Raw genomic sequence first — 22,520 nt, 5'->3', positions numbered from 1 at the left:
CGCCAAGGTAGGACGGCAGAGCGGAGAACGTACGGCATGAACGGCCGCATACTCCATGTCGTAGGGACCAGGCCGAACTTCGTGAAGGCCGCACCGGTCGTCTCCGCACTGCGTGCGGCCGGACACGACCAGGTCCTGGTGCACACGGGTCAGCATTACGACGAACGGATGTCGCACATCTTCTTCCGGGAGCTCGGCCTGCCCGCCCCGGACACCGATCTCGGCGTCGGCTCCGGCAGCCACGCCCGGCAGACCGCCGACCTCCTGGTCGCGCTGGAGGGCGAGCTGATCGCCCGCGAACCGGCCCTCGTCACCGTGTACGGCGACGTGAACTCCACGCTGGCCGCCGCCCTCGTCGCGGCCAAGCTGGGGATCCCGGTGGCCCACGTCGAGGCGGGCCTGCGCAGCTTCGACATGTCGATGCCGGAGGAGGTCAACCGGCGCCTGGTCGACCAGTTGGCCGAGCTGCTGTTCGCGACCAGTCCCGAAGCCGTCGGCCATCTCGCCCGGGAGGGCGTCGACCCCGGCCGTGTGCACTTCGTCGGCAACCCGATGATCGACACTCTGCTCACCCATCTGGACCACTTCGACCCGTCCGCCGCCCGCTCCGCCCACGGACTGCCCGAGCGCTACGGCGTGGTCACCCTGCACCGGCCGGCCAACGTCGACGACCCCGAGGCGGCCGCGGCCGCCGCCCGCGCGCTCACCGAGGCGGCGGCCCATCTGGACCTCGCGGTGCCCCTGCATCCGCGCGGACGGGCCGCGCTGCGGGCGGCGGGCCTCGCGGACGCGCCGGGCATCCACCTGCTCGAACCCCTCGGCTACGTCGAGTTCATGGGCCTGGTCCGCGGAGCCGCCGCCGTGATCACCGACTCGGGCGGCGTCCAGGAGGAGACCACCGTGCTGGGCGTCCCGTGTCTGACCCTGCGGACCACCACCGAACGCCCCGTCACCGTCACCCACGGCACCAACCGCCTGGTCCGGCACGGCGAACTGGTGCCCGCCCTGCGCAAGGTCCTGGACGGAACCGCGCCGCCGTCCGCCGAAGGGCCGCCGCTGTGGGACGGGAAGGCGGGCTCGCGCATCGCCCGGGTGCTCACCGAGTGGCTGGAGCGCCATGGCTGACGCCACCCGGACCTACTGGGACACCCGGCACCGCGAACGCGACGACCTCGCCTCCGGCGGCCACATCGGCCTCGACCGGCCCGGCAACGAGATCTTCTACGCGCAGCGGCTTGGCGAGCTGCTCACCCTGATCGGCGACCTGTCCAGCCCGGCGGCCCCCCTGGCCGTGCTCGACGCGGGCTGCGGCAAAGGGCACTTCGCCCGCGCCCTCGTGCGCTGCGGTCATCGCGTGGACGCCTTCGACACCAGCGCCGAGGCCATCACCCAAGCGGAGGCCGAGGGCGGCGGCCCCCGCTACGCCCTCGCGGCGCTCGACGAATGGCGCAGCCCCTGGCTCTACGACGTGGTGCTCTGCGTGGACGTCCTCTTCCACGTCCTGGACGACGCGGAGTGGGCGGCCGGTCTGCGCAACCTCGCCTCCCTCGTGCGGATCACCGGCCGGCTGATCGTCACCGACGAGGACACCCACGAGCCGAGCCCGCGCGGCGACTACATCCTGCACCGCCCGACGGCCGCCTACCGCCGGGAGCTCGAACCCCTCGGCCTGAGCCACACCCTCTTCCGGCCCTACGGCTTCCGCGAGAACCGGGTCGGCTTCCATGTCTTCACGAGGATCCGCTGATGCGCCTGACCGATCTGCTCCACCCGCATCTGGACGGCATCACCTCCGTCGTCGACGCGACGGGCGGCGGACTGCGGCTGGAGCCCTATCTGCACCTTCCGCCGGGTGTCGCCCTACGCCGTCACGAACAGCCCGTAGGCGAGGGGGAGTTGGTGCTCCTCTCCTACGGCCCCGATCCCACGCTGCACGGAGACGAGGCGAACTGTCTCGCCGTACTGGAACGGATGCGGCCCGGCGGACGCGGTCTGATCGTCTTCGGCCACCCCGGGCCCGAACTTCCCCACCACCGCCTCCTCGACGCTCTGGTGGCCCACCGCTGCCAGGTGCTGCGCGCCACCCCGCTCGAATACGCGCACCTGCACGCGGGCGCGGTGTTCGCGTGCACCGAGGAACTCCTGCCGCCCCACGACTGGTTCGGCCGGCCCGTACCCGCCGACGGCTTCGCCACGGCCCTGCGCATCGCCGACGAGTACGTCCTCGCCGACTTCGTCTCCCGCTCCCAGCGCGCCCGACTGCTCGACCTGGAGCGCACGGCCGAGGAGACCGCACGCGTCCTGGAGACCGCCCGCGGGGACGGACTCGCCGAGCGACTGGCCGCCGCCGTACGGGAGAAGGACCAGCTGGCGTCCGCCCTGCGCGGTGCCCGGGACCGGGTCGGCGTGCTGGAGGCACGCGTGGCCATGCTGGAGGGCTCCACCTCCCTGCGGGTGGGCAAGGCCCTCGTATCGGCGGCCCGTTCACCGAAGAAGGGGGCGGCGCGACTGCCGGGGGAGCTGTACGGGCTGTGGCGGCATCGGAAGACCAAGGGACGGGCGCCGCAGGGCGCGAACCTTGCCCCGGCACCGGAGGAGCAGGTCGACGACCGTCACTACCTCTCCTACCGCGCCCTGTCCGTGGCGCCCCGCGACCGGCTGGTGATCACCGGCGTGCTGACCGACCGCACCGCCGAGGACTTCGCGGCGGACGCCGTGGTGAGCCGGGTACTGCCGCACGACGGGCGCCTGCTGGTCGAACGCACCGACCCGGACGTCTTCGTCGTCCAGCTGAGCGCGTGCACGGCGCAGGACGGACCCTGGTCGCTCACGGGCACCGGACTCGCCCCCGACCTGGACCGCCGGCTGTCCGAACTGGTCGGCCAGGCAAGGGCGTTCGGTCGTACGGCGGTCCTGTGGCGGGACGGTCCTGCGGCGGCCGCCCCCGGTCTGGGTCACCTCCCCTGGGACGCCGTCCTCGACGCGGACACCGGCGTACGGCTCTCCCGCCTGGACCCGGTCACCGACGGCCGCGACCGGCTCCGGGACGCCTTCCAGCAGGACAGCACCCGGGTACGACTGGCCCGGCTCGCCCGGTCGGCGGGCGCCCCCGACCCACTGGACGCACGCCGGGTCGCCGTGCTGGCCGCCCCCCGGGACGCCACGGACGTCGCCCGGCTCGTCGCCCAGACGCTCGGTCAGCTCCATCGGCCGGCCGAGGTGGTCGTCGCCGACCCCGCGGGACTCGCCCTCGACGAACTCGCCGCCGCCTCGGTCGCCGTGCACGCCGGCCCGCCCACCGCGCCCTGGGTCGCCGACTGGACGGATCTGACCGAGGACCGCCCGGACACCCTGCTGCTCGACCTGCTCTGCGCCCAGGAGTACTCGGGCGCCGACGCGGTGGGCCACACACCCGCCGCCGACGACTACGTCTTCGTACCGACCCTGCGTCCGCTGCTCGTACGGCGGTCGCTGCTGACGGCCGGCACCCCGCCGGACTCCTGGTCGCGTGCGGGGCACCGACTGTTCGCCGTGCGTGGGAAGGAGCCGTCATGACCCGCACCCTCCGGGCGCTCGTCCATGGCGATGACGTGGGCCTCGACTCACCTGCCGCTGACTGCGTTTTTGTGTCGACTTTGCGGCGGCTGTCGGTACGGCGGTCGGTGTTGTCGGCCGGCACCCCGCCAGACTCCTGGTCGCGTGCGGGGCACCGACTGTTCGCCGTGCGTGGGAAGGAGCCGTCATGACCCGCACCCTCCGGGCGCTCGTCTACGGCGACGTGGACCTCAACCTCATCGACGGCTCCGCCGTTTGGGCCCAGTCGACGGTGCAGGCGCTGTCCCGAGCGGGCTGCCGGACCCGCCTCGTCCTCAAGGCACCCGTGAGCACCGGCCGGTTGACCGATCCGCTGGCCGGGCTGCCCGGGGTGACGCTGGTGCGTCCGTACGAGGAGCGGCTCGTGCCCGGACAGGGCGGGCACCCCCTTTCGCCCTTCCAGGCCTCGCAGTTGCTCGCCCGGCTCGACGAGGAGGAGCCCTGCGATCTGCTGGTGCTGCGCGGCCGCCGGCTGGTCACGCGGGTCGTCGCCGACGGCGCCTTCGACGGGCGGATCTGGGCCTACCTCACCGACATTCCGCAGTCGCCCGCCGAGATGACCGAGGAGGCCCGCGCCGAACTCGCCCGGATCGCCGCCGCCTCGCAGCAACTCCTGTGCCAGACCGAGGAGTTGCGCTGCTTCCTGGAGACCTGGGTGCCCGAGGCCTGCGGACGGTCCGTGCTCAGCCCGCCCGCGGTGCCCGAGCCGGGGTTCGAAGTCCCGGCGCGGGACGGGCTGCACGATCCCGTACGCCTCGTCTACACCGGCAAGTTCGCGCCCCGGTGGAACACCCTGCCGATGACCCGGCTGCCTGCGCTGCTCGCCGAACGCGGCATCCGGGCCGAACTCCACACCGTCGGCGACAAGATCCACAAAGATCCCGCCCACCCCGACTTCCAGTCCGCCATGGCCGAAGCACTGCGCATCACCCCCGACGTCCACCACCACGGCGGCCGGCCGCGCGAGGAGGCCATGCGCATCGCCGCCGACTGCGACCTGGGCCTCGGCTGGCGCGACCCCGTCCTCGACGCCAGCCTCGAACTGTCCACCAAGGTCCTGGAGTTCGGCTCGCTGGGCCTGCCCGTCGTCCTCAACCGCACACCGGCGCACGAAGCCCTGCTCGGCGGCGACTATCCGCTGTTCGTGCCCGGGAGCGCGGCACTCGCCGACGCCGCGGACACCGTCGCCCGCGCGGTACGCGAGCCCGAGGCCAGGCGGCTGGCGGCCGAACGGTGCGGGGCCGCCGCCCGGCGCCACACCCTGGACGCGGCGGCGACCCGCTGGCGTGGCCACCTCGACCGCGCCTTCCCGCCCGCGCCGTCCGCCGTCGCCACCCGCCCGCGTCCGCTGCGGGTCGGCGTCGCAGGCCACGACCTGAAGTTCCTCACCCGGCTGCTCGACCACTTCCGCGCGCTGCCCGGCCTCGAGGTACGGGTCGACGCCTGGCCCGCGCTCGCCCGCCACGACGCGGCCGCGAGCCGTGAACTCGCCGACTGGGCCGATGTGGTGGTCGTCGAGTGGTGCGGTCCTGCGGCCGTCTGGTACAGCCGCCACAAGCGGCCCGGCAGCAGGCTCGTCGTGCGGCTGCACCGCTTCGAACTCGACGCCGGATATCCGCGGCAGGTCGACATCGACGCGGTCGACCGGGTGGTCTGCGTCAGCCCGTACTACGCCCGCAGCACCCTGGAACGCACCGGCTGGCCCGAGTCGAAGATCACCACCATCCCGAACTGGGTCGACGTCGATCAGCTCGACCGGCCCAAGGCGCCCGGCGCCCGCCACCGTCTCGGCATGATCGGCATCGCGCCCAGCCGCAAACGGCTCGACCTCGGCCTCGACGTCCTCGAAGAACTGCGCGCCCGCGACCGGCGCTGGCACCTCTCGGTCAAGTCCAAGCCGCCGTGGGAGTACTGGTGGATCTGGAACAAGCCGGAGGAGCGTTCGCACTACGACGCGATCCTGCGCCGGATGCAGACCTCGCCGCTGCTCGAAGGGGCCGTCGTCTTCGACGAGTTCGGGCCGGACGTGGCGAACTGGCTGCGCAGGATCGGACATGTCCTGTCCACCAGCGACGACGAGAGCTTCCACCTCTCCCCGGCCGAGGGCATGGCCTCCGGCGCCGTACCCGCACTGCTGCCGTGGCCGGGAGCGGACCAGATCTACGACGGGCGGTGGATCCACGACAGCCCTCAGGCGATGGCGGACGCGATCGCCGGGCTCGGGGAGCAGGAGGACTGGCTGTCCGCCGGGGAGGTGGCCCGGGGGCAGGTGCGGGAGGCGTTCGCGCTGGACCGGGTGGCACGGACGTGGACGGAACTGCTGGTGTCCGGTTGATGCCCGAGCCCCGGAGCCGGTGCGGCATCCGGGGACTCGGGGGCATTCGGTGGTGCGCGATCAGGCCGTCACCGTCTCCCGCCGGTCCGCCCCGGCGGGCGCCCGCTCGCCGAGCTGCTCCGTCGGCACCCGGTGGGTCTCGCGGGCCGAGAGGACGGCGATGACCGGCGGCACGCACAGGGCCGCGGTGAAGAGCGCCACCGACGACCAGTCGCTGCCGTCGGGGCCCGCGATCTGAGCGGCGAAGGTGACCGCGAACCCGGCCACGGCGAAGCCGATCTGCGTGCCGATCGCCATCCCGGAGAGCCGGACCCGGGTCGTGAACATCTCGCCGTAGAAGGACGGCCACACGCCGTTCGCGGCGCTGTAGACGACACCGAAGGTGACGATGCCCAGCAGCAGGGTCAGCGGGTAGGAGCCCGTCGAGATCGACCACAAGTACAGGAACATCATCACCGCGCTGCCGGCGGCACCGATCAGATACACCGGGCGGCGGCCGATGCGGTCCGACAGCATGGCCCACAGCGGGATCGCGGCGAGCGCGACGAGGTTCGCGAGCGCGCCCACCCACAGCATCGACGACCGGGACATGCCGACCGTGTCGCTGGTCGCGTACGCCAGCGCCCAGACCGTGAAGATCGTGCTGACCGAGGCGATCAGCGCACCCGCGATCACCCGCAGCACATCCGCCCAGTGCTCGCGCACCAGCACCACCAGGGGCAGCTTCACGACGCCCTCGGTGGCCGCCTGCTGAGCGAAGGCCGGCGTCTCCTCCAGCTTGCGGCGGATGACGTAGCCGACGACGGCGACCGCGATGCTCATCCAGAACGGGACCCGCCAGCCCCACGACAGCAACTGGTCCTCGGGGAGCGCGGCGATCGGGATGAAGACCAGCGTGGCCAGCAGCTGACCGCCCTGGGTGCCGCCGAGGGTGAAGCTGGTGAAGAAGCCGCGCCGGTTCGCCGGCGCGTGTTCCAGCGTCATGGAGTTGGCGCTGGCCTGCTCGCCCGCCGCCGAGATGCCCTGGAGCACCCGGCACAGCACCAGCAGCACCGGAGCGAGCGTGCCGACCTGGGCGCGGGTGGGCAGACAGCCGATCAGGAACGTCGACAGACCCATCAGGATCAGCGTGAAGACCATGATCTTCTTGCGGCCGACCCGGTCGCCGAAGTGCCCGAGGAACAGCGCGCCGACCGGCCGGGCCGCGTACGCCACACCGAACGTGGCCAGCGACAGCAGGGTCGCGGTCGCCGGATCCGACTCGTCGAAGAAGACCTTGGGGAAGATCAGCGCGGCCGCGCTGCCGTAGATGAAGAAGTCGTAGTACTCGAGGGCACTGCCTATCCAGGCCGCCGTCGCGGCTTTCTTCGGCTGCCCGGGCGGGGCGGAGGGGGCGGGGACGGACACGGCGGCTCCTTTGGGGAAACTCCAACGTACGGGGGAGTGAGCGGCGGGGAGAAGGGCCGGATCTTCGGCTAATTAACCCACTGGATAGTTAGTCCCGGTGGGTAGGGATGTTGCGCGCGCGTTTCCCCGCTGTCAAGGGGCCGGGTCGTACGGTCCTCAGCCCGCCGCGCGGTCCGCCGTCAGGTAGGCGATCACCATGTCGCCGAGCATCGCCCGGTAGTGCTCACGCCGGTCCCGGTCCACCAGGTCGCGGCCGAACAGGGCGCCGAAGGTATGCCGGTTGGCCACCCGGAAGAAGCAGAAGGAGCTGATCATGGCGTGCAGGTCGACGGCGTCCACGTCCGCTGTGAACAGGCCGGACTTCTGACCGGACTCCAGGATCCGGCCGATCACGTCCAGGGCCGGTGAGCCCATCCTGCCGAGCTTCTCGGAGGCCGCGATGTGCTCCGCCCCGTGGATGTTCTCGATGCTCACCAGCCGGATGAAGTCCGGGTGTGCCTCGTGGTGGTCGAAGGTGAGCTCCGCCAGCCGGCGGATGGCCGCGACCGGATCCAGGTGCTCGACGTCCAGCGTCTGCTCGGCCTCGCGGATCACGCCGTACGCCCGCTCCAGGACGGCCGTGAACAGCTGCTCCTTGCCGCCGAAGTAGTAGTAGATCATCCGCTTCGTGGTGCGGGTGCGGGCGGCGATCTCGTCGACGCGCGCCCCCGCGAAGCCGGCCCGGGCGAACTCCTGCGTCGCCACGTCGAGGATCTCGGCCTGGGTGCGGGCGGCGTCACGCATCCGCCCGTTGGGTCGTGCCGGTTCGTCGACGCTGGTCATCGGGTTCCTTCGGGGCAGGGGCAGGTGCCGCGATTCTAAGAGCTCGTCGTGGGAGTCTTCCCCTCCCTTCGGGTAGCTGCTATGACTAACGTACTAGTTCGTACATTAGGTGCCCGGTAAGCAGCTCAGGAGGTCCTCCGTGGCCAAGGACTCATATCTCGTGGGACTGATCGGTTCCGGCATCGGACCCTCGCTCAGTCCTGCCCTGCACGAGAGAGAGGCCGACCGCCAGGGCCTGCGCTATCTGTACCGGCTCATCGACATCGACCCGCTCGGTGTCGGACCCCAGGCCGTGGGCGACCTGGTACGGGCCGCCCGTGACCTGGGTTTCGACGGGCTCAACATCACGCACCCGTGCAAGCAACTGGTCGTCGAGCACCTGGACGCGCTCGCCCCGCAGGCCGAGGCGCTGGGCGCGGTCAACACCGTCGTCTTCGAGGACGGCCGCGCGACCGGCCACAACACCGACGTCACCGGCTTCGCCGCGTCCTTCGCACGCGGCCTGCCGGACGCGCCGCTGGAGCGGATCGTGCAGCTCGGTGCGGGCGGGGCGGGGGCGGCCGTCGCACATGCCACGCTCACGCTCGGCGCGGAGCGGGTCACCGTCGTCGACCCGCTGCCGGATCGCTCCGCGGGTCTCGCCGGTGCGCTGAACCGGCACTTCGGTGCGGGGCGGGCGGCTGCCGCCACGCCGGACCGGCTGGCCTCGTTGCTCGGTTCCGCCGACGGTGTCGTGCACGCCACGCCCACCGGCATGGCGGCGCATCCGGGCCTGCCGTTCCCTGCGGAGCTGCTCCGGCCCGAGCTGTGGATCGCCGAGGTCGTCTACCGGCCTCTGGAGACCGAGCTGTTGCGCACCGCCCGTGAGGTGGGCTGCGCCACCTTGGATGGGGGTGGGATGGCTGTGTTCCAGGCCGTGGATGCGTTTCGGCTGTTCACCGGGCGGGAGGCGGACAGCGTGCGCATGCTGGCTGACATTGCGGAGTTGGCCGATGGTGCGCAGAGCTCGGTGGGCAGGGCGGCATGACGGCTGCGGGTCGTCTGTGGTTGCGCGCGCAGTTCCCCGCGCCCCTTGCGGGGCGCTGTCGTACGGCTTCTTGAAGGAGTACCGACCATGCGTACATCCATCGCCACCGTCTCCCTCAGTGGGTCGCTCACCGAGAAGCTCACGGCTGCTTCCCGGGCCGGGTTCGACGGTGTGGAGATCTTTGAGAACGATCTGCTGGCCGGCCCCCGCACCCCTGAGGAGATCCGCAGCCGCTGCGCCGACCTCGGCCTCACCGTCGACCTCTACCAGCCGATGCGGGACATCGAGGCCGTGCCGCAGGAGGAGTTCGCGCGCAATCTGCGGCGTGCCCGGCACAAGTTCGAGGTGATGCGCAGGCTCGGCGCCGACACCGTCCTCGTCTGCTCCAGCGTCTCCCCGCTCGCCGAGGACGACGACGCGCTGGCCGCCTTTCATCTGCGCCAACTGGCCGATCTGGCCGATGAGTTCGGCATCCGTGTGGCGTACGAGGCGCTCGCGTGGGGGCGGCACGTCAGTACGTACGACCACGCCTGGCGCATCGTCGAGGCCGCCGACCACCCCGCGCTCGGCACCTGCCTGGACAGCTTCCACATCCTCTCCCGGGGCTCGGACCCCAAGGGCATCGAGGCCATCCCCGGCGAGAAGATCTTCTTCCTTCAGCTGGCCGACGCCCCGCTGCTCGCGATGGACGTCCTCCAGTGGAGCCGCCACTACCGCTGCTTCCCGGGCCAGGGCGGCTTCGACGTCGCCGGACTCCTCCAGCACGTGATCCGCGCCGGATACGAGGGCCCGCTCTCGCTGGAAGTCTTCAACGACGTCTTCCGCCAGGCCGAGGCGGGACCCACCGCCGTGGACGCCCACCGCTCCCTCCTGGTCCTTCAGGAGACCTTGGGCCTGGCGACACCTCCCGCCCCCGTCGTCCCCACGGGCGTCGCCTTCGCCGAACTGGTCACGCCCGACGCCGAACCGGTCTCGGCGGTGCTCGGCGCCCTGGGTTTCGCCCGCACCGCACGCCACCGCAGCAAACCCGTCGACCTCTGGCAGCAGGGCGAGGCACGTGTCCTGGTCAACACCGGCCCGGCCGCCCGCCGCGACGGCACCGGACTCGCCGCGATCGGCCTGGAGTCACCGGACCCGGTGGGCGCCGCCCGTCGCGCCGAGGCCCTGCTGGCGCCCGTGCTGCCGCGCCGCCGCGCCCCGCAGGACGCCCCGCTCGACGCCGTGGCCGCCCCCGACGGCACGGAACTCTTCTTCTGCGCGTCCGGCATCGGGCCCGAACTCCCTGACTGGCGGGGCGACTTCGAGGACCTCGCGCACACTCCGGAGGCCGCCGGTGTCCACCGCATCGACCATCTCGCCCTGACCCAGCCCTGGCACCACTTCGACGAGGCGGCCCTCTTCCACCGCAGCGTGCTCGGCCTGCACGCGCAGGAGAGCGTCGACGTGGCCGACCCGTACGGCCTGCTGCGCAGCCGCGCGGTGACCAACGCGGACGGCAGCGTGCGGATCGCGCTCACCGTCGGTGCGGCGCCCACCGACGACACCGCCCGGGCCCAGCACATCGCGCTCGCCACCGACGACGTGGTGGCCGCGGCCCGACGCTTCCGCGAGGCGGGCGGCCGGCTGCTGCCGATCCCCGGGAACTACTACGACGACCTGGCGGCGCGGTACGAGTTCGCGGACGGGGAGCTGGAGACGTACCGCGAACTCGGCATCCTCTACGACCGGGACACGGGCGGCGAGTTCCGCCACTGCTACACGCACACCGTGGGGCGCGTCTTCTTCGAACTGGTCCAGCGGGACGGCGGCTATCGGGGCTACGGCGCCCAGAACGCGCCGGTGCGGCTGGCGGCGCAGCATGCGGTGACGTGACTCATTGGCGGCTGACGGTCCTGGTCACGCCGGTGACGACGGTCGTGGCGAGGATCCAGCCGGTGATGATGAGGACGTAGGACAGCCATTGGTACCCGCTCTTCGGGGCGAAGGCGCTCTCCTGGCCGAAGGAGATGACCGGCAGGAGCAGGTCGAGTGTGTAGAACACCGGGTTGAAGGGCGGGGCCTCGGAGGGCTTCAGCGGGGGCGGGTGGTGCAGGGCGTACGCGATCGAGCCGACGGCCAGCAGGGACAGCAGCCAGACCGCTGCGCGCAGGGGGCGGAAGCCGTAGCCGACGGTGACTTCCTGGAGCAGGCCCCAGACACGCCCGTACCAGGGGAGGGTGGTGCGGTGGCGGAGCTGTTTGGCCAACTGGACCTGCCGGGCCGCCCGGTCGTCGCCAATACGACGGTAGGCGGCGGTCAACTGCTCGTAGGCGTGCGGGACATAGCCGGCGGGGTCCCGCTCCAGCATCGGCAGCCGACGCTCGGCGGGCTCGTGCGGAGTGAGTGTGGTGTAGACGAGGTTGTTGAGGAGCACCTCGTCCGGCACCATCTCCGGTTCCAGGAAAAGGACTTCCACCTGGGTGCGGCGCAGATTCAGGGTGCCGTCCACGGAGCCCCGGCGCAGCCACAGTTCCCCGATGGTGCAGCTGCTTGCCCGCAGGGCCGCGTCGTCGGGGTTCTCCAGATGGGCGTACGACAGGTCGAGGCGCCCCGAGATACGGGCGCCCCGCAGGCCGATCCATCCCTGCACCCGCGACTCACGCATGCGGAAGTCGCCCTCCACGGTGAGGGTCTCTGCGTCGAGGGCATGCGCACCGGGGAGGCTGAGCCGCGCCTCGTTCATGTTGACCGATCCGGCGATGGTGGCGCCATTGAGCCGCATCTCGCCGTCGACGCGCAGCCCCGGGGCCCACAGGTCGTCGCCGGTGGTCATCTGGTTCAGCTGGAGCACCGGCTCCGGGGCGTCCACAGCCGTGAGGTGGGCGCGCTCCATGAACAGCGCGTTCCCGATCTGGGCGCCGCCGAGCCGCACCACTCCGCGCACCTGGCAGTCGGACAACCGCAACACGCCCTCCACCCGTATCGCACCGGCGGTAAGCCCGGGCAGGACGGAATTGCTGAGGTTCAGCTGACGCAGCCGGGAGCCGTACAACTGGGGCACGCCCGCGAAGTAGCAGTGGCTCAGCCGTACGGCTTGGTCGCAGCTTCCGTACCGCAGGTCCAGAGTGCCGCTGATCCGGGCGCCCGCGAGTTTCAGTGCGGGTATCTCCCCCTCCTCCTGAGGGCCGTCGAGCAGCAGATGCCGCAACACGGTTGCCCGGATGGTCCGTTCGGAGCCCCAGTCGGCCCCGTCCGTGGTGTCCTCGTCGTCCGCCGCACGGAAGTTCACGGACTCACCGCGGGGAAAGGCGCGCCACACCCGCAGTTCGGCCGCCGTCAGATTGTTGATCTCCATCGTCTCAGACTCTGACGCGGCCGAACCGCAGGTGTCAACACGCCCCCTACGGCCGGGTGTTCCACTCCGCGATCACGGGGCGTCCGTGTTCCAGCGACAGCCGGCTCACCGTCCCGGTCGCCAGCTGGAACAGCCGTCCCTCCGCCGGGGACAGCCCCAGCCGCCGTGCCGTCAGCACGCGCAGGAAGTGGGAGTGGGCGACGAGGACGACATCACCGTCCGCGAGGGCGCTGTCCACGCGGGACAGCACGCGGTCGGCGCGTCGTCCCACCTCGGCCGGTGACTCGCCGGGATGCCCCTCGGCCCCCGGCGGTACGCCGTCCGTCCACAGGTACCAGTCGGGACGGGTGCGGTGGATCTCGACGGTGGTGATGCCCTCGTAGGCGCCGTAGTCCCACTCGTGGAGGTCGGGGTCCGTCACGACCCCGGACAGGCCCGCCAGTTCGGCGGTGCGGATCGCGCGGCCCAGCGGGCTGGACAGCGCGAGGGAGAAGGTCCGGTGCGTCAGGAGCGGAGCGAGGGACTTGGCCTGTTCCTCGCCGTGCTGGGTCAGGGGCAGGTCGGTCCAGCTGGTGTGCTGGCCCGACACGCTCCACTCCGTCTCACCGTGGCGGACCAGCAGTAGATCCCCCACGGCCGGCTACTCCTTGGACTCGACGGCGTGACCGCCGAACTGGTTGCGCAGCGCCGCGATCATCTTCATCTGCGGCGAGTCGTCCTGACGGGACGCGAACCGGGTGAAGAGGGAGGCGGTGATGGCGGGCAGCGGCACCGAGTTGTCGATGGCCGCCTCGACGGTCCAGCGGCCCTCGCCGGAGTCCTCCGCGAAGCCGCGCAGCTTCTCCAGGTGCTCGTCCTGGTCGAGGGCGTTGACCGCGAGGTCGAGCAGCCAGGAGCGGATGACGGTGCCGTCCTGCCAGGAGCGGAAGACCTCGCGGACGCTGTCCACCGAGTCGACCTTCTCCAGCAGCTCCCAGCCCTCGGCGTAGGCCTGCATCATGGCGTACTCGATGCCGTTGTGGACCATCTTCGAGAAGTGGCCCGCGCCGACCTTGCCGGCGTGGACATAGCCGTACGGGCCTTCCGGCTTGAGCGCCTCGAAGATGGGCTGGAGGCGGTCCACATGCTCCTTGTCGCCGCCGACCATCAGCGCGTAGCCGTTCTCCAGACCCCACACACCGCCGGAGACACCGGCGTCGACGAAGCCGATGCCCTTGGCGCCGAGTTCCGCGGCGTGCTTCTCGTCGTCGGTCCAGCGGGAGTTGCCGCCGTCGACGACGGTGTCGCCGGGCTGAAGGAGGCCGCCGAGTTCGTCGACGACGGACTGGGTGGCGGCGCCGGCCGGGACCATCACCCAGATGGTGCGCGGCGCTTCGAGCCGCTCGACCATTTCGGTCAGGCTGCTGACGTCGGTGACCTCGGGGTTGCGGTCGTAGCCGACGACGGTGTGGCCCGCGCGGCGGATCCGCTCGCGCATGTTGCCGCCCATCTTGCCGAGGCCGATGAGTCCGAGCTGCATGTTCTTCACTTCCTGAGTTCGCGGTAAGCGGCCACGAGGGCGGCGGTGGACGGATCGAGACCGGGCACGTCCGTGCCGTCGGTCAGTGCGGGTTCGACCCGCTTGGCGAGGACCTTGCCCAGCTCGACGCCCCACTGGTCGAAGGAGTCGATGTGCCAGATCGCGCCCTGTACGAACACCTTGTGCTCGTACAGCGCGACCAGCTGGCCGAGGACCGAGGGGGTCAGCTCGGGGGCGAGGATCGTGGTGGTGGGGTGGTTGCCCAGGAAGGTGCGGTGCGGCACCTGCTCCTCCGGCACACCCTCCGCGCGCACCTCGTCCGCGGTCTTGCCGAAGGCGAGCGCCTGCCCCTGCGCGAACAGGTTGGCCATCAACAGGTCGTGCTGCGCCGCCAGTTCGTCGCCCAGCTCGGCGACCGGCCGGGCGAAGCCGATCAGATCGGCCGGGATGAGCCGGGTGCCCTGGTGGATCAGCTGGTAGTAGGCGTGCTGCCCGTTGGTGCCGGGCGTGCCCCACACCACCGGACCGGTGGTCCAGCCCACCGTGTCCCCGTCCCGGTCGACCGACTTGCCGTTGGACTCCATGTCGAGCTGCTGCAAGTAGGCCGTGAACTTGGAGAGGTAGTGGCTGTACGGCAGCACCGCGTGCGACTCGGCCTCGAAGAAGTTGCCGTACCAGACACCCAACAGGCCCATGATCAGCGGGGCGTTGGCCTCGGCGGGCGCGCTCCTGAAGTGCTCGTCGACGAGGTGGAAGCCGTCGAGCATCTCCCGGAACCGGTCCGGGCCGATGGCGATCATCAGGGAGAGCCCGATCGCCGAGTCGAACGAGTAGCGTCCGCCGACCCAGTCCCAGAACTCGAACATGTTCTCCGGGTCGATGCCGAACCCGGTGACCTTCTCGGCGTTCGTCGACAGCGCGACGAAGTGCTTGGCCACCGCCTTGTCGTCACCGCCCAGCCCGGCGAGCAGCCAGGACCGCGCCGAGGTGGCGTTGGTGATCGTCTCGATCGTGGTGAACGTCTTCGACGCGACGATGAACAGCGTCTGAGCCGGGTCCAGGTCCCGCACGGCCTCGTGCAGATCGGCGCCGTCGACGTTCGACACGAACCGGAACGTCAACTCCCGTGCGGTGTACGGCCGCAGCGCGTCGTACGCCATCGCCGGGCCCAGGTCGGAGCCGCCGATGCCGATGTTGACGACGTTGCGGATCCGCTGGCCGGTGTGGCCGGTCCACTCGCCCGAGCGGACGCGGTCGGCGAAGCCGGCCATCTTGTCGAGCACGGCGTGCACGCCGGGGACGACGTTCTCCCCGTCGACCTCGATCACCGCGTCCCGCGGGGCCCTGAGGGCGGTGTGCAGTACGGCGCGGTCCTCGGTGATGTTGATCCGGTCACCGCGGAACATGGCGTCGCGCAGAGCGGACACCCCGGTGGCGGTGGCGAGTTCCTGAAGCCGGGCGAGCGTCTCGTCGGTGATCAGGTGCTTGGAGTAGTCGATGCGCAGATCTCCGACGCGTACGACGTACCGCTCGGCGCGCCCGGGGTCGGCCGCGAACAGCTCGCGCAGCCGGGGGCGTTGCAGCGCTTCCGCGCGGTGGTCCTCCAGGGCGGCCCACTCGGGCCGCCTGGTCGGCTTGGGGTAGTCAGACATGGGAGGGGGCCTCCTTGGTGGCCTCGCCCCGCAGGGCGACGGCGTACATCTCGTCCGCGTCGAGGCGCCGCAGCTCCTCGGCGATGAGTTCGGAGGTGGTGCGGACCTTCAGCGCGAGGGTGCGCGAGGGCTGGCCCGGCAGGGAGAGCGTGGCCAGCGGGCCCTCGGGGCGGTCGATGACGATCTCGCCGTTCGCGGTGCCGAGGCGGACCGCCGTGACGACCGGACCGGCGGTGACGACCCGGTCGACGGTGACACCGAGGCGGGCCTCCAGCCAGCGGGCCAGCAGCTCGGCCGCCGGGTTCTCCGCCTCGGCCTCCACGGCCGCCGAGGTGATCGGTACCCGTGCCTGGTCCAGGGCCGCCGCGAGCATCGAGCGCCACGGGGTCAGCCGGGTCCAGGCGAGGTCGGTGTCGCCGGGCGCGTAGGAGCGGATCCGGGTCTCCAGGACCTGGATCGGGTTCTCCACGGCGTACAGGTCGGTGATCCGGCGCTGGGCCAGCGCGCCGAGCGGGTCCTTCGCCGGGTTCGGGGGCGCCTCCGCCGGCCACCACACGACGACCGGCGCGTCCGGGAGCAGCAGCGGCAGCACCACGGAGTCGGCGTGGTCGGACACCTCGCCGTAGGTCCGCAGGATGACGGTCTCGCCGGTGCCCGCGTCGGCGCCCACCCGGACCTCGGCGTCGAGGTGGGAGTTGGTGCGGTCGCGCGGGGTGCGGGCGAGCCGCTTGATGACGACCAGGGTGCGCGAGGGGTGCTCGTGCGAGGCCTCCTCGGCCGCCTTGATCGCGTCGTAGGCGTTCTCCTCGTCCGTGACGATGACCATCGTCAGGACCATGCCCACCGCGGGGGTGCCGATGGCGCGGCGGCCCTGCACCAGCGCCTTGTTGATCTTGCTTGCCGTGGTGTCGGTCAGGTCGATCTTCATGGCCTGCGCCAGCTCCGTCCGTCTCGTGCGAGCATCTCGTCGGCTTCCTCGGGTCCCCAGCTGCCCGAGGGGTACTGCGCGGGCCTGCCGTGGCTCGCCCAGTACTCCTCGATGGGGTCGAGGATCTTCCAGGACTCTTCCACTTCCTGGTGACGGGGGAACAGGTTGGCGTCACCCAGCAGGACATCCAGGATGAGACGCTCGTACGCTTCCGGGCTGGACTCCGTGAAGGACTCGCCGTACGCGAAGTCCATCGAGACGTCCCGGATCTCCATCGAGGTGCCCGGCACCTTCGAACCGAACCGGACCGTCATGCCCTCGTCCGGCTGGACGCGGATGACGATCGCGTTCTGGCCGAGTTCCTCGGTGGCGGTCGAGTCGAAGGGGGAGTGGGGTGCCCGCTTGAAGACGACCGCGATCTCGGTGACACGGCGGCCCAGCCGCTTGCCGGTGCGCAGGTAGAAGGGGATTCCGGCCCAGCGCCGGTTGTCGACCTCCAGCTTGACGGCCGCGTAGGTGTCGGTCGTCGACTGCCGGTCGATGCCGTCCTCTTGGAGGTACCCGGGCACCTTCGCGCCGCCCTGCCAGCCTTCCGCGTACTGGGCGCGGACGGTGTGCTCGCCCAGGTTCTCCGGGAGCCGCACGGACTTGAGGACCTTCAGCTTCTCCGTCAGCAGCGACTCCGCGTCGAAGGCGATGGGTTCCTCCATCGCGGTGAGCGCCATGAGCTGGAGCAGGTGGTTCTGGATGACGTCACGGGCGGCGCCGATGCCGTCGTAGTAGCCGGCCCGGCCGCCGATGCCGATGTCCTCGGCCATGGTGATCTGGATGTGGTCGACGTACGACCGGTTCCAGATGGGCTCGTACATCTGGTTGGCGAAGCGGAGCGCCAGGATGTTCTGGACGGTCTCCTTGCCGAGGTAGTGGTCGATGCGGAAGACCTGGTCCGGCTCGAACACGTCGTGCACGAGCGCGTTCAGCTCACGGGCGCTGGTGAGGTCGTGGCCGAACGGCTTCTCGATCACCGCGCGCCGCCAGGAGCCCTCCGGCGCGTCCGCCAGGCCGTGCTTCTTCAGTTGCTGGACGACCTTCGGGAAGAACTTCGGCGGTACGGAGAGGTAGAAGGCGTAGTTGCCGCTGGTGCCGCGGGAGGCGTCCAGCTCGTCGACGGCGGTGCGCAGCTGCTTGAACGCCTGGTCGTCGTCGAAGTCGCCGGGGATGAACCGCATGCCCTCGGCGAGCTGCTGCCACACCTCCTCGCGGAACGGCGTACGAGCGTGCTCGCGCACCGAGTCGTGCACCACCTGCGCGAAGTCCTGGTCCTCCCAGTCGCGCCGGGCGAATCCGACGAGCGAGAAGCCCGGCGGGAGCATGCCCCGGTTGGCGAGGTCGTAGACCGCCGGCATCAGCTTCTTGCGGGAGAGGTCGCCGGTGACGCCGAAGATGACGAGCCCGGACGGGCCCGCGATACGGGGGAGCCGGCGGTCGCGGGCGTCCTGGAGCGGGTTGGTCCACTCGGTCATTCCGTGTCGCCCCCCTTGGTGTCCAGGGACTTCGCCACGGCGTCCAGCAGGTCCTGCCAGGACACCTCGAACTTGGCGACGCCCTCGTCCTCCAACTGCCCCACGACCTCGTCGTAGGAGATCCCGAGCGACTCCACGGCGGCCAGATCGGCGCGGGCCTGTGCGTAGCCGCCGGTCACCGTGTCGCCGGTGATCTCGCCGTGGTCGCCGGTGGCGTCGAGGGTGGCCTCCGGCATGGTGTTGACGGTGCCGGGGGCGACCAGCTCGTCGACGTACAGCGTGTCCTTGTACGCCGGGTCCTTCACGCCGGTCGAGGCCCACAGCGGGCGCTGCTTGGTGGCGCGGGCGCCGGACAGGGCGGTCCACCGGGCGCCGCCGCCGAAGACGTCCTCGTACGCCTCGTAGGCGAGCCGGGCGTTGGCGAGGGCCGCCTTGCCCTTGAGCGCGAGGGCCTCGTCCGTGCCCAGCAGCGTCAGCCGCTTGTCGATCTCGCTGTCGACGCGGGAGACGAAGAAGGAGGCCACGGAGTGGATGGTGGAGAGGTCGAGGCCGCTTTCGGCGGCCTTCTCCAGGCCGGCCAGGTAGGCGTCCATGACCTCGCGGTAGCGCTCCAGCGAGAAGATCAGCGTGACGTTGACGCTGATGCCGAGGCCGATGACCTCGGTGATCGCCGGGAGCCCGGCCTTCGTCGCCGGGATCTTGATCATCACGTTGGGCCGGTCGACCAGCCAGGCCAGCTGCTTGGCCTCGGCGATCGTCGCCTTCGTGTGGTGCGCCAGCCGCGGGTCGACCTCGATGGAGACCCGGCCGTCCCGGCCGCCGGTCGCGTCGTACACCGGCCGCAGGATGTCGGCGGCGGCGCGGACGTCCGCGGTGGTCATCATGCGTACGGCCTCGTCGACCGTGACGCCGCGCACGGCGAGGTCGGCGAGCTGCTCCTCGTAGCCCGCGCCGGAGCCGATGGCGGCCTGGAAGATCGACGGGTTGGTGGTGACGCCGACGACGTGCTTGGTCGCGATGAGTTCGGCGAGGTTGCCGGAGGTGATCCGTCCTCGCGACAGGTCGTCCAGCCAGATGGAGACGCCCTCGTCGGACAGTCGCTGGAGGGCTTCCGCGGTGGCGGTCGCTTCGATGGTCACAGTGTCATCTTCTTTCTGGCGGTCTTTATGACGATCTTCTGGCGAACGGATCAGGCGCGCACGGCAGCGAGGGAGGCCCGGGCTGCGGCGGCGACGTTCTCGGCGGTGAAGCCGTACTCGGCGAACAGGGTCCTGGCGTCGGCGGAGGCGCCGAAGTGTTCGAGGGAGACGATGCGTCCCGCGTCACCCACGAACCGGTACCACGTCAGACCGATTCCGGCCTCGATCGCGACGCGTGCCCGCACGGACGGCGGAAGGACGCTTTCGCGGTACTCGCGCGGCTGCTCCTCGAACCACTCCACGGACGGCATCGACACCACCCGGGTGGCCACTCCCTCGGCCTCCAGCTGCTCACGCGCGGCCACGGCGAGCTGGACCTCGGAACCGGTGGCGACGAGGACCAGATCCGGGGTCGGGGTGGAGGACTCGCGCAGGACGTAACCGCCCTTGGCCGCGTCCTCGTTGCGCGCGTACGTCGGCACCCCCTGACGGGTCAGCGCGAGGCCGTGCGGGGCCGGGTCGGTGGCGTGCCGCCGGAGGATCTCGGCCCAGGCGACGGCGGTTTCGTTGGCGTCGGCGGGCCGGACGATGTTCAGGCCGGGGATGGCGCGCAGCGAGGCCAGGTGCTCGACGGGCTGGTGGGTGGGGCCGTCCTCGCCGAGGCCGATGGAGTCGTGCGTCCAGATGTACGTCACCGGCAGCTGCATCAGCGCGGCGAGCCGGACGGCGTTGCGCATGTAGTCGGAGAACACCAGGAAGGTGCCGCCGTAGATCCGGGTGTTGCCGTGCAGGGCGATGCCGTTCATCTCCGCGGCCATGGAGTGCTCACGGATGCCGAAGTGGACCGTGCGGCCGTAGGGGTCGGCCTCCGGCAGCGGGTTGCCCTTCGGCAGGAAGGACGAGGTCTTGTCGATGGTGGTGTTGTTCGAGCCGGCCAGGTCGGCGGAGCCGCCCCACAGCTCGGGGAGCACGGGGCCGAGCGCCTGGAGGATCTTGCCGGAGGCGGCGCGGGTGGCCAGCGACTTGCCCTCCTCGAAGACGGGGAGCGCGGACTCCCAGTTCTCGGGCAGCTGACCGGCGACCACCCGGTCGAAGAGCTGCGCGCGCTCGGGGGAGGTGGTGCGCCATTCGGCGATCCGCTTGTCCCAGGCGGCGTGCGCCTCGGCACCCCGGTCGAGGGCGGTGCGGGTGTGGGCGAGGACGTCGTCGGAGACCTCGAAGGACTTCTCCGGGTCGAAACCGAGGGCGCGCTTGGTGGCCGCGACCTCGTCCTCGCCGAGCGCCGAGCCGTGGGAGGCCTCGGTGTTCTGCGCGTTCGGGGCCGGCCAGGCGATGATCGTGCGCATCGCGATGATCGAGGGGCGCTCGGTCTCGGCCTGCGCCGCCTTGAGCGCCGCGTACAGCGCGTGGACATCGATGTCGCCGCTGTCGGCGGGCTCGATGCGCTGCACATGCCAGCCATAGGCCTCGTACCGCCCGAGGACGTCCTCGGAGAAGGCCGTCGCGGTGTCGCCCTCGATGGAGATGTGGTTGTCGTCGTAGAGGAAGACCAGGTTGCCGAGCTGCTGGTGGCCCGCGAGGGAGGAGGCCTCGGCCGAGATGCCCTCCTCCAGGTCGCCGTCGGAGACGATCGCCCAGACGGTGTGGTCGAAGGGGGACTCGCCCTCGGGTGCCTCGGGGTCGAACAGGCCGCGCTCGTAGCGGGCGGCCATCGCCATGCCGACGGCGTTGGCGACACCCTGTCCGAGCGGCCCGGTGGTGGTCTCGACCCCCGCGGTGTGCCCGTACTCGGGGTGACCCGGCGTCTTCGAACCATGGGTCCGGAACGCCTTCAGGTCGTCGAGCTCCAGCTCGTACCCGGAGAGGAAGAGCTGGGTGTAGAGGGTGAGCGAGGTGTGGCCGGGGGAGAGGACGAAGCGGTCACGGCCGGTCCACTCGGGATCGGCGGGATCGTGACGCATCACCTTCTGAAAGATCGTGTACGCGGCCGGGGCCAGGCTCATCGCGGTGCCCGGGTGGCCGTTGCCGACCCGCTGTACGGCATCGGCCGCCAGAAGGCGGGCGGTGTCGACGGCACGCCGGTCGAGTTCGGTCCACTCAAGACGGTCTGATGTCTGCGTGCTCATCTTCAAGAAGTCCTCACGGGAAGGGGGCTGACCTCCGGACGCCTTCAAAACTAAAAGTCTGACTTTTTCGAAGGAAGGTCATCGTGTGCCAGCCTGTGGTGAAAGTGGGACACGGACGGCGCGACAGGGGCGGCACGAGTAGGACATGGCGGACACAACCATCCAAGCCGGAGACGGTGACGGGAGCGGGGACGGAATCCGAACGTTCCCTTTCCCGATCGAGCTGAGCGTGTGCGGCGTCGGTATGCAGGTCGGCGCGATGGGCACCGGCCGCACCTGGCATGCCGACGCCCCGCTGGAGCGCGTGCACCGCATCGACTTCCACGTGGTGATGCTGTTCGACGAAGGCCCGGTGCACCACATGATCGACTTCGCCGAGTACGAGGCGACGGCCGGCGACATCCTCTGGATCCGCCCCGGCCAGGTCCACCGCTTCTCCCGGACGAGCGAGTACCGCGGCACCGTCCTGACCATGCAGCCCGGCTTCCTGCCCCGCGCCACCGTGGAGGCCACCGGCCTCTACCGCTACGACCTGCCGCCACTGCTCCACCCCGACGAACCGCAGCTCGCCGGTCTGCGCAATGCCCTGAACCAGCTCCAGAGCGAGTACGAGGACACCAGCACCCTCCCGCTGAGCCTGCACACCTCGGTGCTGCGCCACTCCCTGAGCGCCTTCCTGCTGCGCCTGGCCCATCTCGCGGCGAGCTCCGCGGAGGCGGCCCGGCAGCAGGCCGACACCACCTTCACCCTCTTCCGGGACGCGGTCGAAAAGGGCTTCGCCACCAACCACAGCGTCTCCGCCTACGCCGACGCGCTCGGCTACTCCCGCCGCACCCTCGTCCGCGCGGTCCGCACCGCCACCGGCGAGACCCCCAAGGGCTTCATCGACAAACGCGTGATCCTGGAGGCCAAGCGCCTGCTGGCCCACACGGACCTGCCCATAGGCCGGGTCGGGGCCGCCGTCGGCTTCCCCGACGCGGCCAACTTCTCCAAGTTCTTCCACCAGCACACGGACATGACGCCGGCGGCGTTCCGGGCGGAGCTGCGGTGACGCTCCGCCGGTGGGGCCGCTCCGGGCGCGGGAGATGCCCCGCGAGGAAGATCCAGGCCTCGC

17 protein-coding genes are annotated in these 22,520 nt (G+C 71.0%); 7 read left to right on the top strand and 10 right to left on the bottom strand.

From position 1 onward, the window contains the following. The first annotated feature begins 36 nt into the window (after nucleotides 1-36). The 4 genes from wecB (at nucleotide 37) to ACIHFB_RS16430 (ending at nucleotide 5,929) form a co-directional block, all read left to right on the top strand. The gene (gene wecB, locus ACIHFB_RS16445) at nucleotides 37-1,125 is read left to right on the top strand and encodes a non-hydrolyzing UDP-N-acetylglucosamine 2-epimerase (RefSeq protein WP_365286599.1); all 1,089 of its coding nucleotides are present in this window, start codon (nucleotides 37-39) and stop codon (nucleotides 1,123-1,125) included. After that, complete coding sequence (locus ACIHFB_RS16440) at nucleotides 1,118-1,747, top strand: methyltransferase domain-containing protein (RefSeq protein ID WP_365286601.1); 630 nt, start codon at nucleotides 1,118-1,120, stop codon at nucleotides 1,745-1,747. The genes wecB and ACIHFB_RS16440 overlap by 8 nt, the downstream gene beginning before the upstream one ends. Beyond that, nucleotides 1,747-3,555 carry a hypothetical protein gene (locus ACIHFB_RS16435; protein ID WP_365286603.1) on the top strand — a complete coding sequence of 603 codons (1,809 nt, stop codon included), beginning with the start codon at nucleotides 1,747-1,749 and terminating at the stop codon, nucleotides 3,553-3,555. The genes ACIHFB_RS16440 and ACIHFB_RS16435 overlap by 1 nt, the downstream gene beginning before the upstream one ends. A 187-nt stretch (nucleotides 3,556-3,742) precedes the next feature. Further along, nucleotides 3,743-5,929: a glycosyltransferase gene (locus ACIHFB_RS16430; protein ID WP_365286605.1), complete on the top strand. Its 2,187-nt coding sequence runs from the start codon at nucleotides 3,743-3,745 to the stop codon at nucleotides 5,927-5,929. 60 nt (nucleotides 5,930-5,989) lie between these two features. On the opposite strand, the gene ACIHFB_RS16425 is transcribed toward ACIHFB_RS16430, so the two are convergent. Both ACIHFB_RS16425 and ACIHFB_RS16420 read right to left on the bottom strand, forming a co-directional pair. Continuing rightward, the gene (locus tag ACIHFB_RS16425) at nucleotides 5,990-7,336 is read right to left on the bottom strand and encodes an MFS transporter (protein ID WP_365286607.1); all 1,347 of its coding nucleotides are present in this window, start codon (nucleotides 7,334-7,336) and stop codon (nucleotides 5,990-5,992) included. Nucleotides 7,337-7,492: 156 nt separating this feature from the next. Then, nucleotides 7,493-8,158 carry a TetR/AcrR family transcriptional regulator gene (locus ACIHFB_RS16420; protein ID WP_365286609.1) on the bottom strand — a complete coding sequence of 222 codons (666 nt, stop codon included), beginning with the start codon at nucleotides 8,156-8,158 and terminating at the stop codon, nucleotides 7,493-7,495. A gap of 139 nt (nucleotides 8,159-8,297) precedes the next feature. Between ACIHFB_RS16420 and ACIHFB_RS16415 the strand changes: the two genes are divergently transcribed. Further along, nucleotides 8,298-9,185 carry a shikimate dehydrogenase gene (locus ACIHFB_RS16415; RefSeq protein ID WP_365286611.1) on the top strand — a complete coding sequence of 296 codons (888 nt, stop codon included), beginning with the start codon at nucleotides 8,298-8,300 and terminating at the stop codon, nucleotides 9,183-9,185. A gap of 87 nt (nucleotides 9,186-9,272) precedes the next feature. Continuing rightward, nucleotides 9,273-11,057 carry a TIM barrel protein gene (locus ACIHFB_RS16410; protein WP_365286613.1) on the top strand — a complete coding sequence of 595 codons (1,785 nt, stop codon included), beginning with the start codon at nucleotides 9,273-9,275 and terminating at the stop codon, nucleotides 11,055-11,057. Nucleotide 11,058: 1 nt separating this feature from the next. Here the strand turns inward: ACIHFB_RS16410 and ACIHFB_RS16405 are convergent, their stop codons facing one another. The 8 genes from ACIHFB_RS16405 to tkt are packed head-to-tail and all read right to left on the bottom strand — an operon-like array spanning nucleotide 11,059 to nucleotide 21,406. Continuing rightward, nucleotides 11,059-12,519 (bottom strand): membrane-associated oxidoreductase, encoded by a 1,461-nt coding sequence (locus tag ACIHFB_RS16405; RefSeq protein WP_365286615.1) that lies wholly within the window; start codon nucleotides 12,517-12,519, stop codon nucleotides 11,059-11,061. Between the two features lie 46 nt (nucleotides 12,520-12,565). Next, nucleotides 12,566-13,153 carry a histidine phosphatase family protein gene (locus ACIHFB_RS16400; RefSeq protein ID WP_365286617.1) on the bottom strand — a complete coding sequence of 196 codons (588 nt, stop codon included), beginning with the start codon at nucleotides 13,151-13,153 and terminating at the stop codon, nucleotides 12,566-12,568. Between the two features lie 6 nt (nucleotides 13,154-13,159). Then, the gene (gene gnd, locus ACIHFB_RS16395; RefSeq protein WP_365286619.1) at nucleotides 13,160-14,038 is read right to left on the bottom strand and encodes a phosphogluconate dehydrogenase (NAD(+)-dependent, decarboxylating); all 879 of its coding nucleotides are present in this window, start codon (nucleotides 14,036-14,038) and stop codon (nucleotides 13,160-13,162) included. Nucleotides 14,039-14,043: 5 nt separating this feature from the next. Further along, nucleotides 14,044-15,690 (bottom strand): glucose-6-phosphate isomerase, encoded by a 1,647-nt coding sequence (gene pgi / locus ACIHFB_RS16390; protein WP_365286621.1) that lies wholly within the window; start codon nucleotides 15,688-15,690, stop codon nucleotides 14,044-14,046. Next, nucleotides 15,683-16,618, bottom strand: coding sequence for a glucose-6-phosphate dehydrogenase assembly protein OpcA (gene opcA / locus ACIHFB_RS16385; protein ID WP_365286623.1), 936 nt, complete (start codon nucleotides 16,616-16,618; stop codon nucleotides 15,683-15,685). The genes pgi and opcA overlap by 8 nt, the downstream gene beginning before the upstream one ends. Next, nucleotides 16,615-18,141 carry a glucose-6-phosphate dehydrogenase gene (gene zwf, locus ACIHFB_RS16380; RefSeq protein WP_365286625.1) on the bottom strand — a complete coding sequence of 509 codons (1,527 nt, stop codon included), beginning with the start codon at nucleotides 18,139-18,141 and terminating at the stop codon, nucleotides 16,615-16,617. The genes opcA and zwf overlap by 4 nt, the downstream gene beginning before the upstream one ends. Next, on the bottom strand, nucleotides 18,138-19,280 hold the full coding sequence (gene tal / locus ACIHFB_RS16375; protein WP_365286627.1) for a transaldolase: 1,143 nt from the start codon (nucleotides 19,278-19,280) through the stop codon (nucleotides 18,138-18,140). The genes zwf and tal overlap by 4 nt, the downstream gene beginning before the upstream one ends. Before the next feature lie 50 nt (nucleotides 19,281-19,330). Further along, nucleotides 19,331-21,406 (bottom strand): transketolase, encoded by a 2,076-nt coding sequence (gene tkt, locus ACIHFB_RS16370; RefSeq protein WP_365286629.1) that lies wholly within the window; start codon nucleotides 21,404-21,406, stop codon nucleotides 19,331-19,333. Between the two features lie 145 nt (nucleotides 21,407-21,551). On the opposite strand from tkt, the gene ACIHFB_RS16365 reads away from it, so the two are divergent. Beyond that, a complete protein-coding gene (locus tag ACIHFB_RS16365) occupies nucleotides 21,552-22,457 on the top strand; it encodes an AraC family transcriptional regulator (RefSeq protein ID WP_365286631.1) in 906 nt (301 codons plus the stop codon). Nucleotides 22,458-22,520: the final 63 nt, after the last annotated feature.

The sequence above is a fragment of the Streptomyces sp. NPDC051963 genome, from assembly GCF_044593495.1.
GTDB lineage: Bacteria > Actinomycetota > Actinomycetes > Streptomycetales > Streptomycetaceae > Streptomyces.
Note: the sequence above shows the minus strand (reverse complement) of the source record. Positions and strands in the feature narration are given on the sequence as shown.